General features: G+C 73.5%; 14 protein-coding genes. 4 read left to right on the top strand and 10 right to left on the bottom strand.

Annotated elements, in window-relative coordinates:
* The first annotated feature begins 46 nt into the window (after positions 1-46).
* Positions 47-850, top strand: a complete 804-nt coding sequence (locus ACWDCZ_RS20585; RefSeq protein ID WP_449816593.1) for an inositol monophosphatase family protein — start codon at positions 47-49, stop codon at positions 848-850.
* Here ACWDCZ_RS20585 and ACWDCZ_RS20580 read toward each other — a convergent pair whose 3' ends face one another.
* From ACWDCZ_RS20580 to ACWDCZ_RS20555, 6 genes are all read right to left on the bottom strand, one after another.
* Positions 851-1,825: an amidohydrolase family protein gene (locus ACWDCZ_RS20580; RefSeq protein WP_387966205.1), complete on the bottom strand. Its 975-nt coding sequence runs from the start codon at positions 1,823-1,825 to the stop codon at positions 851-853.
* Positions 1,822-3,456 (bottom strand): acyl-CoA dehydrogenase family protein, encoded by a 1,635-nt coding sequence (locus ACWDCZ_RS20575; RefSeq protein ID WP_449816592.1) that lies wholly within the window; start codon positions 3,454-3,456, stop codon positions 1,822-1,824. The genes ACWDCZ_RS20580 and ACWDCZ_RS20575 overlap by 4 nt, the downstream gene beginning before the upstream one ends.
* Complete coding sequence (locus ACWDCZ_RS20570) at positions 3,440-4,153, bottom strand: TetR/AcrR family transcriptional regulator (RefSeq protein ID WP_449816591.1); 714 nt, start codon at positions 4,151-4,153, stop codon at positions 3,440-3,442. The genes ACWDCZ_RS20575 and ACWDCZ_RS20570 overlap by 17 nt, the downstream gene beginning before the upstream one ends.
* Before the next feature lie 180 nt (positions 4,154-4,333).
* Positions 4,334-5,854 (bottom strand): S28 family serine protease, encoded by a 1,521-nt coding sequence (locus tag ACWDCZ_RS20565; RefSeq protein ID WP_117487543.1) that lies wholly within the window; start codon positions 5,852-5,854, stop codon positions 4,334-4,336.
* 239 nt (positions 5,855-6,093) lie between these two features.
* Positions 6,094-6,957, bottom strand: a complete 864-nt coding sequence (locus ACWDCZ_RS20560; protein ID WP_387819837.1) for a S1 family peptidase — start codon at positions 6,955-6,957, stop codon at positions 6,094-6,096.
* Between the two features lie 149 nt (positions 6,958-7,106).
* On the bottom strand, positions 7,107-7,736 hold the full coding sequence (locus ACWDCZ_RS20555) for a TetR family transcriptional regulator (protein ID WP_449816590.1): 630 nt from the start codon (positions 7,734-7,736) through the stop codon (positions 7,107-7,109).
* Between the two features lie 120 nt (positions 7,737-7,856).
* Here ACWDCZ_RS20555 and ACWDCZ_RS20550 point away from each other — a divergent pair, with 120 nt between their 5' ends.
* The 3 genes from ACWDCZ_RS20550 to ACWDCZ_RS20540 all read left to right on the top strand — a co-directional run bounded on the left by ACWDCZ_RS20550 (position 7,857) and on the right by ACWDCZ_RS20540 (position 9,556).
* On the top strand, positions 7,857-8,012 hold the full coding sequence (locus ACWDCZ_RS20550; protein ID WP_158077657.1) for a hypothetical protein: 156 nt from the start codon (positions 7,857-7,859) through the stop codon (positions 8,010-8,012).
* A 57-nt stretch (positions 8,013-8,069) separates the two neighbouring features.
* Complete coding sequence (locus ACWDCZ_RS20545; RefSeq protein ID WP_416873358.1) at positions 8,070-8,423, top strand: DUF4190 domain-containing protein; 354 nt, start codon at positions 8,070-8,072, stop codon at positions 8,421-8,423.
* A 248-nt stretch (positions 8,424-8,671) separates the two neighbouring features.
* Positions 8,672-9,556: a metallophosphoesterase family protein gene (locus tag ACWDCZ_RS20540; RefSeq protein ID WP_074000793.1), complete on the top strand. Its 885-nt coding sequence runs from the start codon at positions 8,672-8,674 to the stop codon at positions 9,554-9,556.
* A 129-nt stretch (positions 9,557-9,685) separates the two neighbouring features.
* On the opposite strand, the gene ACWDCZ_RS20535 is transcribed toward ACWDCZ_RS20540, so the two are convergent.
* From ACWDCZ_RS20535 to ACWDCZ_RS20520, 4 genes are all read right to left on the bottom strand, one after another.
* Complete coding sequence (locus ACWDCZ_RS20535) at positions 9,686-9,997, bottom strand: SHOCT domain-containing protein (protein WP_380742242.1); 312 nt, start codon at positions 9,995-9,997, stop codon at positions 9,686-9,688.
* A 165-nt stretch (positions 9,998-10,162) separates the two neighbouring features.
* A complete protein-coding gene (locus tag ACWDCZ_RS20530; protein ID WP_049654512.1) occupies positions 10,163-10,840 on the bottom strand; it encodes a response regulator in 678 nt (225 codons plus the stop codon).
* Entirely contained in the window at positions 10,837-12,081 is a 1,245-nt protein-coding gene (locus ACWDCZ_RS20525) for a sensor histidine kinase (protein WP_449816589.1), read from the bottom strand. Before ACWDCZ_RS20525 ends, ACWDCZ_RS20530 begins: the two co-directional genes overlap by 4 nt.
* A 103-nt stretch (positions 12,082-12,184) precedes the next feature.
* Positions 12,185-14,719: an ATP-dependent Clp protease ATP-binding subunit gene (locus tag ACWDCZ_RS20520; protein WP_449816602.1), complete on the bottom strand. Its 2,535-nt coding sequence runs from the start codon at positions 14,717-14,719 to the stop codon at positions 12,185-12,187.
* Positions 14,720-14,724: the final 5 nt, after the last annotated feature.

The raw sequence follows: 14,724 nt of genomic DNA, 5'->3' as shown, positions 1-14,724 counted from the left end.
CCGGGCGGCCGGAGCGGACACCGGCCCGGAGCGAGGAGGAGTCACCGTGACGGACGGGCTGTGGAGGCTGGCGGAGGGCGTGGAGGCCGCAGTGCGCGAGGTCGGTGCGGGGCTGGCGGCACGCCGGTCCGCCGAGCCGGTCACGGCGCGGACCGTCGAGGAGGCGGCGGCCCGCTTCGCCGAGCTGGACGGCCCGGCGGCCGCCGCCCTGCGGGAGCGGCTGACGGCGCTGCGCCCCCGGGCCGGCTGGGTGTCCGAGGAACTGGACGGCCCGGTGCCCGCCGAAGGCGAGTGGTGGCTGTGCGACGCGACCGACGGCGCGGTGCAGTACCTGCTCGGGCAGCCGCACTGGGCGGTGACCGCCACGCTGGTGCGGGACGGCGCGGCGGTGCTGGCCGTGGTGCACGCCCCGGAGCAGGACGGCCGCACCTACCGGGCGGTGCTCGGCGGCGGGGCCGAGCTGGACGGGCGGCCGATCGCGCCCCTGGAACGGGAGTTGGCCGTCACCGTCGCCGCCACCAGCCAGCCGCCCCGGGTGGCCGCCGACCCGGTGGCGCTGCGCCGGGCCGGCGAGTCGCTGTCCGCGATGGCGGGCGCCGTCCTGGCGGTGCGCAACCTCGGCCCGACCGCGCTCCAGGTGGCCCAGGTCGGCTCCGGGCACCTGGCGCTGTTCTGGGAGTACGGCCTGGACGCGGGCAACCTGCTGCCCGGCGCGCTGATCGCGCGCGAGGCGGGCGCCACGGTGACGGACGCCGCCGGGGCGGCCTGGACGGCCGGCTCCGACGGCTTCCTCGCCGCCGCGCCCGGGCTGCACGCCAGGGCGCTGGAGGTGCTGCGGACGGTGCGGTGATCAGCCCCTCGGCTCGGGCCCCGCTTCGGACCCCGGTTCGGACCCCGGTTCGGGTCGCGGTTCCGGTCGCGGTTCCGGTCGCGGTTCGGGGCCCGGTCCGAGTCCGAAGAGGGCGGCCGCGTTGTCGTGGCAGACCGCCCGCAGCCACTCCTCCCCCAGCCCCAGCCCGGCCAGCGCCTCCAGCTGGTGGACGTACCGGTAGGGGATGTTGGGGAAGTCGCTGCCGAGCAGGACGCGCTCCCGCAGCCCGCGCAGGCGCGGCAGTTCCGCGCGCGGGAACGGGACGTCGGCCTCGGCGAAGTCGGTGAACGCGATGGTGGTGTCCAGCCGGACGGCCGGGTGGCGCTCGGCCAGGTCGAGGAAGTCGCGGTACTCGGGCATCCCGAGGTGGGCGACCACCAGGACCAGGCCGGGGTGCCGCTCCAGCACCGCGCCGATCGGGCCGGGGCCGGTGAACTTGCCCGGCACCGGCCCGGACCCGCAGTGGGTGACCACCGGGGTGCCGGTCTCGGCGAGCAGCCCCCAGACCCCGTCCAGCAGCGGGTCCGCCGGGTCGTAGCCGCCGACCTGGAGGTGCGCCTTGAACACCCGGGCGCCGTCCTCGATCGCCCGGGCCACGTAGCCGGGCGCCCCGGGCTCGGGGAAGAAGGTCGCGGTGTGCAGGCACTCCGGGGTGCGGGCGGCGAAGTCGGCGGCCCAGCCGTTCAGCCAGCCGGCCATGCCGGGCTTGTGCGGGTAGAGCATGGACGTGAACGCCCGGACGCCGAAGTCCCGCAGCCGCCGGACCCGTTGCTCCTCGGCCTCGCGGTAGGTGATCGGCCACGGGCGGTTCACCAGCGGACCGGCCGCGTCGAAGTACGCCCACACCTTGTCGAGGACGTTCTTCGGCATGAAGTGGGTGTGCACGTCGATCAGCCCCGGCAGGCCGAGGCCCTGCCAGAACGCCCGGACGCCCTCCGCCTCCCGGTCGCTCACGCGATCACCGGGCGGGCGCGGTCGATGATCGCCCCGGTGTCGACGCCGGACGGCAGGGTGCCGAAGGCCGCGCCGTGGTCGCCGCCGAGCCGGCTCGCGCAGAACGCGTCGGCGACCGCCGGGCTGCCGTACCGGACCAGCAGCGAGCCCTGGAGGGCCAGCGCCATCGACTCGACCAGCCGGCGGGTGCGGTACTCCAGGTCCCCCGGGTCGGTCAGCTCCTTGCGCAGCGCGGCGACGGCCGCGTCCAGCCGGCGGTCCGCGCCGGCGGCGGCGTCGAGTTCGCCGAGGAAGGCCTCGACGGTCTCCGGGCGCTTGGCCATGGCGCGCAGCGCGTCCAGGGCGGCGACGTTGCCGGAGCCCTCCCAGATCGACACCAGCGGCGCCTCCCGGTAGAGCCGGGGCATCCCGGACTCCTCCACGTAGCCGTTGCCGCCCAGGCACTCCAGCGCCTCGGCGGCGTGCGCCGGACCGCGCTTGCACACCCAGTACTTGGCCACCGCGAGGCCCAACCGCCGGACCAGCGCGTCGGTTTCGTCGCCGGCCAGGGCGCGGTCGGTGGCCCGGGCGAGCCGCATCGCGACGATCGTGGCCGCCTCGGACTCCACCACCAGGTCGGCGAGCACGTTGCGCATCAGCGGCTGGTCGACCAGCGCCTTGCCGAACGCCCGCCGGTGCAGGGCGTGGTGCACCGCCCGGGTGGCGCCGTAGCGCATGCCGGAGGCCGCGCCGACGGTGCAGTCCAAGCGGGTCATGTTGACCATCTCGATGATGGTCGGGACGCCCCGGCCCTCCTCGCCGACCAGCCAGCCGACCGCGCCGTCGTACTCCAGCTCGGCGGAGGCGTTGGACTTGTTGCCGAGCTTGTCCTTGAGCCGCATCAGCTGCAGGCGGTTGCGGCCGCCGTCCGGCAGGACGCGCGGCAGCGCGAAGCAGCTGAGGCCGCCCGGGGCCTGGGCGAGGGTCAGGAAGAGGTCGGACATCGGCGCCGAGGTGAACCACTTGTGGCCGGTGAGCCGGTAGGTGCCGTCGGCCTGCGGGGTGGCGGTGGTGGTGTTGGTGCGGACGTCCGAGCCGCCCTGCTTCTCGGTCATCGACATGCCGGCGATCAGCCCGCGCTTGGTACGCGGCTCGCGCAGCCCGTAGTCGTACTCCCGGGCGGCCAGCAGCGGCTCCAACTCGGCGGCCAGGGCAGGGTTGGCGCGCAGGGCCGGGACGGCGGCGTAGGTCATCGAGATCGGGCAGGTGTGGCCGGCCTCGACCTGGCCCCAGACGAAGAACCGGGCGGCGCGGGCGGAGTGGGCGCCGGGGCGCTCGTCGCGCCAGGGGGCGGCGTGCAGGCCGTACCCGACGGCGGTGCGCATCAGCTCGTGCCAGGCCGGGTGGAACTCGACCTCGTCGATCCGGTGGCCGAAGCGGTCGTGGGTGCGCAGCACCGGCGGGTTCTCGTTGGCCAGCCGGGCCCACTCGGCGGCCTGCTCGGAGCCGGCCAGCCGGCCCAGCTCGCGCAGCTCGGGCTCGGCCCAGCCGGCGTCGGCCCGCTGGAGGGCGGCGAGCAGGGTGGGGTCGGCGGCGGTGTCGTGTCCGTACGGCAGGGGCACCTGGTTGGTGACCTCATGCGTCGCTGTCATCGCGTCCTCCCAGGGCACGCAGGGTGAAGGAGACCAGGGCGGGGACCACCGTGGTCTTGTCGCTCTGTTCGGGCTCGGCGGCTCCGGTCCCGGCGGCTCCGGTCTCGGCCGCTCCGGGTGTGGCAGCTGCCCCGGACGCGACTGTTCCGGGTACGGCTGTTCCGGGTGCGGCGGCGAGCGGGCCGGCCAGGGCCTCGCCGACCGCGCCGACCAGGGCGGCGGCGGTCAGCACCGGATCCTGCTCGGGGAGTTCGCCGCTCGCCACGGCGGCGGCGATCTCGGTGGCGATCACGTCCCGGAACGCCCGCCGGAACACCAGTCGCTCCTCGTCCACGACCGCGTCGGCCGGCTCGACCAGCAGCGCGTACGCCAGCCGGGGCGCGCGCAGGGCGCGGGCGGCGAAGGTCTCGACCACGGCGGCGATCCGCCGCCTCGGGGTGTCCTGGCGGGCGACGGCGGCGTTGACCGCGTCGATCTCGTGCGTGACCACCCGGCGGAACAGCTGCACCGAGAGCTCGGCCTTGCCGCTGAAGTGCTGGTAGAGGCTGCCGGTGGCGATCCCGGCGCGGTCCGCCACGGCGGCCATCGTGCAGCCGCCGTAGCCGCGCTCGGCGAGCAGGCCGACCGCCGACTGGAGCACCGCTTCGCGCTGGGCGTCCAGGCGGGCTTGTACGGCGGGCGTGCGTCGGTAGGCCATGCAAGCATTGAAGCACTGATTCACTGCTTCGGGGAGGAGCTGGGGCGGCCCGACCTTCCCGCCGGCGGGGCGCGGGGGACGTGCGGGCGCGGGAGGCGCGGGACGACGCGAGGAGGCCGCCCCGGGTTCCGGGACGGCCTCCTCCTCGTGCGTGGTGGTGCGGCTTGCCGCGCGCGAGCGCTACAGCGGGCGGCGCTCCTGCTCCAGCCGCTGGCCCTCGACGTCCAGCGGGCCGAAGTCCGAGCCCGGCTGCGGCGTCTTGGCGAGCGAGCGGGCGGCGTTCGCGTCGCCCAGACCGGCCCACTCCAGCACCTTGGCGGTGGCCTCCGCCGACTGCGCGGCGGGCAGCTGCTCGATCTTCGAGCCGTGGTTGCCGCCGGGCACGGTGTAGACGTAGCTGTCCTCGCTGCCCCGGCCGAGGTGGAACGGCTTGGCACCCCACGGGTCGTTGCCGCCGTAGACGTACATGATCCGCTCACCCTCGCGCTTCACCCAGCGGTCGATGTCGGGCATCGCGTTCGGGTTGAAGACGGTCGGGATCTCCTTCGGCACGTAGCTGCGGACCGAGTAGAGCTCCTTGTAGTCGTAGTGCAGCACGTCCTTCAGGTGCGAGACGTCGAAGAACGGCGCACCCAGCTCGGTCGCGGCCTGGTAGTAGTACGCGGTGTACTTCGCCAGCGACTGGTCGCTGTTGCCGGTGATGCCGGACTGCGAGTCGAACCAGGTGTACAGCTCGTCGTCGGTCGCGGTCGCGGCGACCGGGACCTTGGCGCAGTCGGCCTCCAGGCTGTACTGCCAGAAGCCCCAGACCACGTCCAGCACGCCGGCCTCGTACGCGCGGTCCGGGGAGCCGAGGGTGTTGAAGGTGGAGCCGGACGCCTTGTTGTCGGCGACGTAGCGGGGCACCAGGCGGTCACGGCGCACCAGCAGCTCGCGCTGGGCCGCGTTCAGCCTCGCCCGGCACTCGGGGGTGCCGACGGTCCGGAAGAAGTCGCTGTACGCCTGGTAGTCGTTGACGTTCGTGTTGTTCGGCGCGACGTAGGCGATCGTGCCGGCCACGTCGTCCGGGTAGAAGCGGCGGAAGTAGGTGGAGGACATGCCGCCCTTGCTGGCGCCGGTGGACAGCCACTCCTCCTGGTAGATCCGCTTGAGCGCGGTCACCAGCCGGTGCGAGTCCGCGGCGCCCTGGCGGATGCCGGCCTTCGACCAGTCCGCCGGCTCCGGGCGGGAGGGGGTGAAGAACCGGTACTCGATGGACACCTGGTTGCCGTCCACCAGCCGGGTCGGCTCGGTGCGGGACGGGTTGGTGCCCAGCGTGTAGCCGTTGGTGTAGAAGACGGTCGGGCGGTCGTAGCCGCGGTGCAGCAGGCTGAAGCGCTGCTGGAAGGTGCCCAGCCAGGGCCGGAAGTGGTCGATCGGCTGGGTGTACGTGGCGACGAAGTAGCGGTGACCGGTGGTGGTCGGCTTCTCCTCGGTGATCGTCACGCCGGGGATCGCCGCCAGGCGGTCCTTGATGTCGGCGGTCGGGTCGTCGGCGGGGCTCCGGCCGTGGCGGGACCCCTTGCCCTGGTCACCCTGCGCCCCCTGGGCACCCTGCGCGCCCTGGCCGTCGGCGGCGGACGCCGGGCTCGCCAGGCCGCCGAGCGCGAGCAGCGGTATCAGCAGGGCGGAAGCCAGCAGCCTTCTCACGGTGGTGGTCATCAACTCTCCATCTGTTCAGCTGACATGATCGCCGCCCGCCGGTACGGCCGCGCGGCGCGGGTGGAGCGGATGGTGCGGGTGGAGCGCGGTGGAACTGGTGGAGCGGTGGCCGACCGTCGGACGGCCGGGTGGAGCCGGGTGGAGCGGTGGCCGGCCGATGGACGGCCGAATGGGCCACCCGCCGTTCGCGGATGGCCCATCGGGGGAAAAGTGCTGGTCAGCGCGGTTGCCCTGGTGGCTTACGGGCGGGGCAGGGTGCAGCCGGCGAGGGTGAGGTCGAAGCGGTTGCCGGCGGCGAAGCAGGCCGGGATCCCGTAGGTCTCCTGGGCGTAGCCGATGCCCGGACGGACCGTCACCGCGCCGTTCTGGTCCACCTCGCAGGGGTTGTCCAGGGTGCAGGTCTCGCCGCTCTCGTTGATCGTGTTGTTGACGGCGACCACCTGGCCGGTCGAGGCGTCGACCACCGGCGAGCCGGAGGTGCCGCCGATCACGTTGCAGGTGGAGGTGTAGCGGACCGAGTCCTTGAAGGTCCAGTCGGCTTCCTTCAGCCGGTAGGCGAAGCCGTCCACCGAGCAGGAGTAGATCTTCTTCCAGTAGCCGGAGACGACCTTGATCGAGGTGCCCTGGACCGGGTGGGTGGCGGCGATGGTCAACGGGGCTATGCCGTACCGGGACTGGATCGAGGCGTAGGTGGTGTTCAGCTGGTAGATCGACACGTCGGTGTCGGTCATCGCGCCGTAGACGATCTTGTTCGCGCGCAGCGTGGCGACACCGCTGCCGCTCCCGTTGAGCAGGGTGAAGGTCCGGCTGGAGGACCGGTTGAGGACCACCTCGCCCGGACCGGGCATGCCGGTCTCCAGGCAGTGGCCGTTGGAGAGTATGAGGGCCGGGTCGTTCGCGGTCGAGCCGGGCATCCGCACCAGCGAACCGGAGCAGTTGCTGAGGGCGACCGTCCCGGCGAAGTTGACGGCGGTGACGGGCTTGGCTGCGGACTTGTCGGCGGAGGCTGCGGCCTGGGCCGGAGCGGCTCCGCCGAGGGCGGTGGCCCCGGCGACCAGGAACGCGGCGACCGTGCCTATGAGCGGCTTGAGCGGCTTCTTCATGAGAGACCTCTCGGTGTGGGGGGATCCACTGGTGGGGGTGCACCAAAGCTGTCGCGGACATGACCCACTGTCAAGAGTCAAAGCAACACCAAGAACCGCCCAAGCCGCAATGACCGGTTATCGTCGCCACCCGGCCAACGCCCGGACGGTCAACCCGCCTGCCAGTGCTCCCGACCGAGACTGATCAGGCGCAGTTGGAGGCGCGCGGTGGCGGCGATCCGCCGCTCCCGGGCCGGGTCCGTCTCCAGCGCCTCCAGGAAGGCGGCGGCCGTGGAGACCATGTGGTCGACGTACAGCTCGGCGAGCATCCGCAGGTCCTGCTCGCTCCACCCCCGCGACTGCGGCTGCAGCGCCAGGGCGGCTCCCACCTCGGCGGCGAAGCGGCCGAGTTCGGCGTCGATCGCCTCGCGCACCCGCCGCACCCCGCCGTGCCGCTCGCGCGCCAGGAAGCGGACGTGCGGCCGGTGTTCGCGGACGTGCCGCTCGATCACGTCCACCGCGCGGTCGATCAGCTCCTCGGCGTCGCCGGCCTCGGCGAGCACCGAACGGATCATGATGTGCAGGCTGGCCAGCGACTCCTCGACCAGCGCCACCCCGAGGGCGGCGAGGTCCGGGAAGTGCCGGTAGAAGGCGGCCGGGGAGAGCCCCGCCTCGCGGGTGACCTCGCGGACGCCCAGGCTCGCCAGGTTCTGATCGGCCAACAGGTGCAGCCCGGCATCCAGCAAGGCCCGCCGACTCTGCTGCTTCTGGGCCTGCCTGGCCCCAACGGTGTGACTCACGCCATTCAGTAAACATTCGTTTGCCGAACTTGGCCAGCCGAGCGTAGAGTGGGGCCGAAGTCAGTGAACACTTGTCAACCGAAATCGGCGCAGTCCCAGCCGCAGCCGAAGGAGTCAGCCGTGATCCTGCTCTCCGCCCTGGTCGCCATGGGCATCCTGATCGGCACCGCCGCCCACACCTCGCTCCCGGTCTTCCTCGCCGCTTCCGCCGGCATCACCGCCTGGCTGCTCGCCTTCGGCGCCCGCGAGGGCATCGCCCGCCTCCGGCACCGCTGACCCGGCCGCTCCGCGGACCGCACCCGCGGCCACTCTCCAGAGAGGACCCGCACCACCATGAGCACCGTCACCGACCGTGTCACCACCGGCCGCCTCGCCATCGGCCGCCAGAACATTGACCGCCCGGAGCGCCAGGCCCAGCAGACTGCTCGTCAGGCGACCGGCCGTCAGGGCACCGCCGAGGCCGACGGACTCGCTGTCGCCTCCTTCCTCCTCGGCCTGCCCGGCCTGCTGCTGTTCAACATCGTCCTCGGGCCGATCGCCATCACCCTGGCCACCCTGGCCCTGGTCCGCGGCACCAACCGGCGCGGCCGCGCCGTCCTCGGCCTGACCCTCGGCATCGCCTCGCTGGCGATCCTCGCCGTCACCACCGCCACCTCCCACGGGGTGCTCATCGACATCAGCTCCTGAACCGGCCCGACCCCAACTCCCCTTCCACTCCCACTTCCTGATCCCGCCTCCTGTCCTCAGCCCGCCTTCCGCTCGGCTCCCGATCCACCGTCCCGGCCCTGACCCGCCGGTGAACCACCGGTGAATCGCCGGGCTGACCTCGGCTCCTGAACCGACGGTTCGAACGACTGATCCCGTCAACCCGCCCCACTCCCCCCGCCCGCCACGTAGGGTGGGCCCCATTGGCCGGGCGACCTCAGGGGGCAGGAGTGACTACGGAGAACCGCAGCGAGGCACAGCCGGAACGGACCACCCCGACGGGTGGACGGCTGCTCGCCGTGAGCGATCTGCACATCTCCTACCAGGAGAACCGCGACCTGGTGGAGAAGCTCCAGCCCTCCCACCCCGGGGACTGGCTGCTCGTCGCCGGTGACGTCGCCGAGATCACCACCAGCATCGAGTGGGCCCTCGGCCTGCTCGCCGAACGCTTCGCCCGCGTGGTGTGGGTGCCCGGCAACCACGAGCTGTGGACCCACCCCGAGGACCCGGTCCAGCTGCGCGGAGTGGCCCGCTACGAGCACCTGGTGGAACGCTGCCGCCGGCTCGGCGTGGTGACCCCCGAGGACCCGTACCCGGTCTGGGAGGGCCCCGGCGGACCCGTCCGCATCGCCCCGCTCTTCCTCCTCTACGACTACACCTTCCGCGCGCCGGGCACGACCACCAAGGAGGCCTCCCTGGCGGCCGCCTACGAGAGCGGCATCGTCTGCGCGGACGAGCGGATGCTCTACCCGGACCCGTTCCCGGACCGCGACTCCTGGTGCCGCGAGCGCGTCCGGCTGACCGAGAAGCGACTGGCGGCCTGCGACCCGGACGTCCCGCTCGTCCTGGTCAACCACTACCCGCTGGTCCGTCAGCCCACCGAGATCCTCTGGTATCCCGAGTTCGCCCAGTGGTGCGGGACCGAGCTGACCGCCGACTGGCACACCCGGTTCAACACCGCGGCGATGATCTACGGCCACCTCCACATCCCGCGCCGGACCACCTACGACGGCGTCCCGTTCACGGAGGTCTCGCTCGGCTACCCGCGCGAGTGGCGCAAGCGCGGACTGCCGGACCCGCTGCTGCGGGAGGTCTTCCCGCAGCAGGCGGGCTGAGCCTCCGGCCCACCGTCACGCGGCCGGGTTGCCGGCCCCCGGCGCCGCCGACGCCGTGGACCTCCACGGCGTCGGCGACCCGGTCGTCGGCCACCCGGGCGGCGGCGCCCCGTACGACGCCCGGGGCGGTCACTTGGCGCCGCCTCCTCCCGGGTCGCCCCGCGGCGGTTCGCTGAGCACGGCCCGCTTGGCGCGGTACTCCTCGGCGTCGATGTCGCCCTCGGCGTAGCGGCGGCCCAGGACGGCCAGCGGATGCTCCACGACGGCCCCGGCTCCCGATCCGGGCCCGAACCCGGCCCTGGCGCCGTACCCGCAGCCGTGCCGCCGCCAGACCGTGCGGCGCAGGACCGCGATCACCAGGACCACCACGGCGATCCAGACCAGGGGGATCAGCAGGATCCACGGGCCCGGGCCGTGCCAGTCGGCCAGCTGGGTGTACATGGTGGTTCAACTCCTCGGTGGTGGGCTTCCAGCGCCTCGGGCGGTCCCCGAGACACCTGAAGCGTCCCGCCGAAGACCCTCATCGCGCGTCCTACCAGCAGCGGCAGTTGGGATACTCCCGGGAGAGTACGAACCACCCGCGACGCTCCGGCCCGGGAGCAGCCCTCAGCCCAGCCAGCCCGGCCGCACCAGCCCCGACTCGTAGGCCAGCACCACCAGTTGCGCCCGGTCCCGCACCCCGAGCTTCACCATCGCCCGGCTGACGTGCGTCTTCGCCGTCAGCGGGCTGACCACCAGCCGCCGGGCGATCTCCTCGTTGGACAGCCCCATCCCGACCAGCGCCAGCACCTCGCGCTCCCGCTCGGTCAGCATCGAGATGTCCGGGAGCCCCTGCGGCACGGTCTCGGGCCGCTTCGACCGGGCGGCGAACTCGCCGATCAGCCGCCGGGTGACCCCCGGTGAGAGCAGCGCGTCCCCCGCGACGGCGACCCGGACCGCCCGCAGCAGGTCGGCCGGCTCGGTGTCCTTGACCAGGAAGCCCGCCGCCCCGGAGCGCAGCGCCTCGAAGACGTACTCGTCCAGCTCGAAGGTGGTCAGCACGACCACCCGCACGGAGGACAGCGCCGGGTCCTCGGCGATCCTCCTGGTCGCCTCCAGCCCGTCCATCCGCGGCATCCGGATGTCCATCAGCACGACGTCCGGCACGAGTTCGCGGGCGAGCCGGACCGCGGCCTCGCCGTCGTCCGCCTCGCCGACCACCGTGAGGTCGTCCTGGAGGTCCAGCAGGGCCCGGAAGCCCGCCCTGACCAGCAGTTGGTCATCCGCCAGCAGTACCCGAATCAATCGCTCTCCGCCTTCGGTGTCGGCAGCTCCGCCCGGACCCGGAAGCCGCCGTCGGGCAGCGGCCCCGCCGTGATGGTGCCACCGAACGCCGCCGCGCGTTCCCGCATCCCGACCAGCCCGCTGCCCGACCCGCCCGCGTCGCCGGGCACCGCGGGCCCCGGGTCCTCCACCCGGACCACCAGCACGGCCCGGTCCGTCCAGTCCAGCACCACGACCGCCTGCCGGGCCGCCGAGTGCCGGACCACGTTGGTGAGCGCCTCCTGGACGATCCGGAAGGCGGTGAGGTCGACGGCGGCGGACAGCGCGCGCCGCTCGCCGCGCTCCTGCACCTCCGCCTCCAGGCCCACCCGGTCCGCCTGCTCGGTGAGTTCGTCCAGCCGGTCCAGCCCCGGGGCCGGCCCGCGCGGCGGCGCGCCGGGCCCGCGCAGCGTCGCGAGCACCTGGCGGACCTCGCCGAGCGCTTCCTTGCTGGTCGACTTGATGGTGACCAGCGCGCCGCGCGCCTCCTCCGGCCGCCGGTCGAGCAGCGCGAGCGCGACCCCGGCCTGGATGTTGATCAGCGACAGGCTGTGCGCCAGGATGTCGTGCAACTCCCGGGCCATCTTGAGCCGTTCCTCGTTGGCCCGGCGCTCCTCCAGCTGCTGCCGGTAGGCCCGGTGGGCGGCGATCCGCTCGCGCCGGAACCGGACCAGCTCGCCGCCCGCCATCACCAGCAGCAGCCAGGCCAGCAGCCCGAGCTCCTGCGGCCAGACGCTGCCGGACGGCGGGGCGGCGCGCTGCCAGCTCGCCGGCAGCACGAAGGCGCCCAGCAGGTGCACCAGGTAGACCCCGGCCGCGCCCGTCCAGGCCGCCCGGCGGTGCCCGGAGCCGATCGCCGCGCAGCAGGCGATCAGCCAGCTCACGAAGACCGGCCCGTACGGGTACCCGGCGGCCAGGTACCCGGCGGTGACCACCGAGGTGCCGGCCGCCACCGCGACCGGCCGGCGGCCGCGCAGCACCAGCAGGGCAGGCCCGAGCAGCAGCAGGAGGTAGCCGAGGGCGTCCAGCGGGACCCGCCCGTGCTGGCCGTGCGCGGCGACGGTCGAGCCGACCACCTGGATCGCCGCGACCGCCACCGCCGGCCCCAGTGCGTGGCCCGCCGCGGCCGCGCGCGCCCACGGCGGGCGCGGCGGCTCGGACGGCTCCCCCGGCGGCTGCTCCGCCACGGGCGGCTCGGTCGGCGGGGAGGTGGGCGGCATCATGCCCACAAGCTAGACCCGCGCCGCGCCCGTACGCGTCCTCCAGCAGTGGCGTTCGGGCGTACTCCCCCTGGAGTACGCCCGAACCAGGCCCGCCGCGACCGGATCAGCCCTCGGCGGCAGCGGCGGCGGCCTTCGCCTCCGCCTCCTCGAAGGTGGCCGAGGCCTCCGGCCGCGCCAGCGTGACCACCAGCTCCCCGTCGCTGACCTCCGCGATCAGGGTGTCCCCCTCCCGCACCGAACCGTCCAGCAGCAGGTTGGAGATCCGGTTGTCCAGCTCCGACTGGATCGTCCGGCGCAGCGGCCGGGCCCCGAACTCCGGCTGGTAGCCCCGGTTGACCAGGTACTCCTTGGCCGCCTCGGTGACCTCCAGCCGGACGTCCTGGGCCCGCAGCCGCCGCCGGCTGCGCTCCAGCAGCAGGTCCACCACCGACAGCAGGTCCTTCCGGGTGAGCGCGTGGAAGACGATCACCTCGTCGATCCGGTTGAGGAACTCCGGCCGGAAGTGCTGCCGCAGGTCCCGCATCAGGTCGTCCCTGATCTCGTCCACGTTGCCCGCGTGGTCGAGGATCCGCTGCGAGCCGATGTTGCTGGTCATGATCACCACGGTGTTGCGGAAGTCGACCGTACGCCCCTGGGAGTCGGTCAGCCGCCCGTCGTCCAGCACCTGGAGCAGCAGGTTGAAGACGTCTGGGTGGGCCTTCTCCACCTCGTCGAAGAGCAGCACGCTGTACGGCTTGCGGCGCACCGCCTCGGTCAGCTGCCCGGCCTCCTCGTAGCCGACGTACCCGGGCGGGGAGCCGACCAGCCGGGAGACGGTGTGCTTCTCCTGGAACTCGCTCATGTCGAAGCGGATCATCCGGTCCGGGTCGCCGAACAGCAGTGCCGCCAGCGCCTTCGCCAGCTCGGTCTTGCCGACGCCGGTCGGCCCGAGGAAGAGGAAGGAGCCGGTCGGGCGCTCCGGGTCGCCCATCCCGGCCCGGCCGCGGCGCACCGCCTGGGAGACGGCGGTGACCGCCTCGTCCTGGCCGATCACCTTCTGGTGCAGGTGGTCCTCCAGCTTGAGCAGCCGCTCCTTCTCCGTCGCGTTCAGCTCCGCGACCGGGATGCCGGTCCGGGAGGAGAGCACCTGCGCGATGTCGTCGGCCGTCACGTCGACGACCTCCTCGCGGGACTCGGCGACCGCCGCCAGCTCGTCCTCGGTCTGCCGCAGCTCGGTCTTCAGGTTGGCGGCCCGGACGAACTCCTCGTCCGCGACGGCCTCGTCCAGCTCCCGCTTCAGCTTGGTGATCCGGTCCCGCACCCCGGTCGCCTCGGTGGAGCCGCTCAGGCTGCGCAGCCGGACCCGCGCACCCGCCTGGTCCAGCAGGTCGATCGCCTTGTCGGGCAGGAAGCGGTCGCTGACGTACCGGTCGGAGAGCGTCGCCGCGGCGTCCAGCGCCTCGTCGGTGAACCGCACCTGGTGGTGCGCCTCGTACGCGTCGCGCAGCCCCTGGAGGATCTCGATCGTCTCCTCGACGCTCGGCTCGGGCACCAGCACCGGCTGGAAGCGGCGCTCCAGCGCGGCGTCCTTCTCCACGTGCTTGCGGTACTCGTCCAGCGTGGTCGCGCCGACCACGCTCAACTCACCGCGCGCGAGCGCCGGTTTGAGGATGTTGCCGGCGTCCATCGACCCCTCGCCGCCACCGCCCGCGCCGACCACGGTGTGCAGCTCGTCCAGGAACAGGATCACGCTCTTCTCGGCCGCGGTGACCTCGTCGATCACGTTCTTCAGCCGCTCCTCGAACTCGCCCCGGTACTTGGAGCCGGCCACCAGCGCGGTCAGGTCGAGGGTGACCACCCGCTTCTCCCTGAGGCTCTGCGGCACGTCCCCGGAGACGATCCGCTGGGCCAGGCCCTCGACGATCGCGGTCTTGCCGACGCCCGGCTCACCGATCAGCACCGGGTTGTTCTTGGTCCGCCGGGAGAGGATCTCGACGGTCTGCTCGATCTCCTCGGCCCGGCCCACCACCGGGTCCAGCCGGCCCGAGCGCGCCTCCTCGGTGAGGTCGCGCCCGTACTCGTCCAGCGTCGGCGTCTCGCTCGGGTGGGCGCCCGTACTGCTGCGCTCGCCGCCGGTGCCGCGGCCCTCCAGCACCGACTTCAGCGCCTCCTGCGAGGGCGCCGCGTTGCGCAGCGCCACCCCGGCGCCCGAGCGCTCCTGGTCGAGCAGCGCGCCGAGGATGTGCTCCGGGCCGATGTACGAGGCCCCGGCCTCCTGCGAGCGGGCGTGCGCGGCGAGCAGCGCGCGCTTGGCCGAGGGGGTGAGCGCCGGCCGGCCGTCCACCGTCTCGGGGTTGCCGGACGGCAGGGCGTGCTCCAGGTCGCCGGAGAGCCGGTCCGGGTCGATCCCGGCCCGTTCCAGCATCCGGCGCGAGGGGTCCACCCGGGTGGCCGCCCAGGCCAGGTGCGCGGTGTCGAGGTCGCTGGAGCCGTCCTCGGCCGCCCGCTGCGCGGCCAGCGCGAGCAGCTCCTGCGAGGACTCGCTGAGCAGCCGCCCGATCGGCACCCGCTGTACGGCGGGCGGGGAGGCCAGCGGGCTCATCCCGAAGAACCGGCTGAGCAGGTCGGAGAACGGATCGTTCGATCCGAACGGGGGCATGGTCA

Source organism: Kitasatospora sp. NPDC001225, from assembly GCF_053597855.1.
This window is presented reverse-complemented; position numbering and strand designations above follow the sequence as displayed.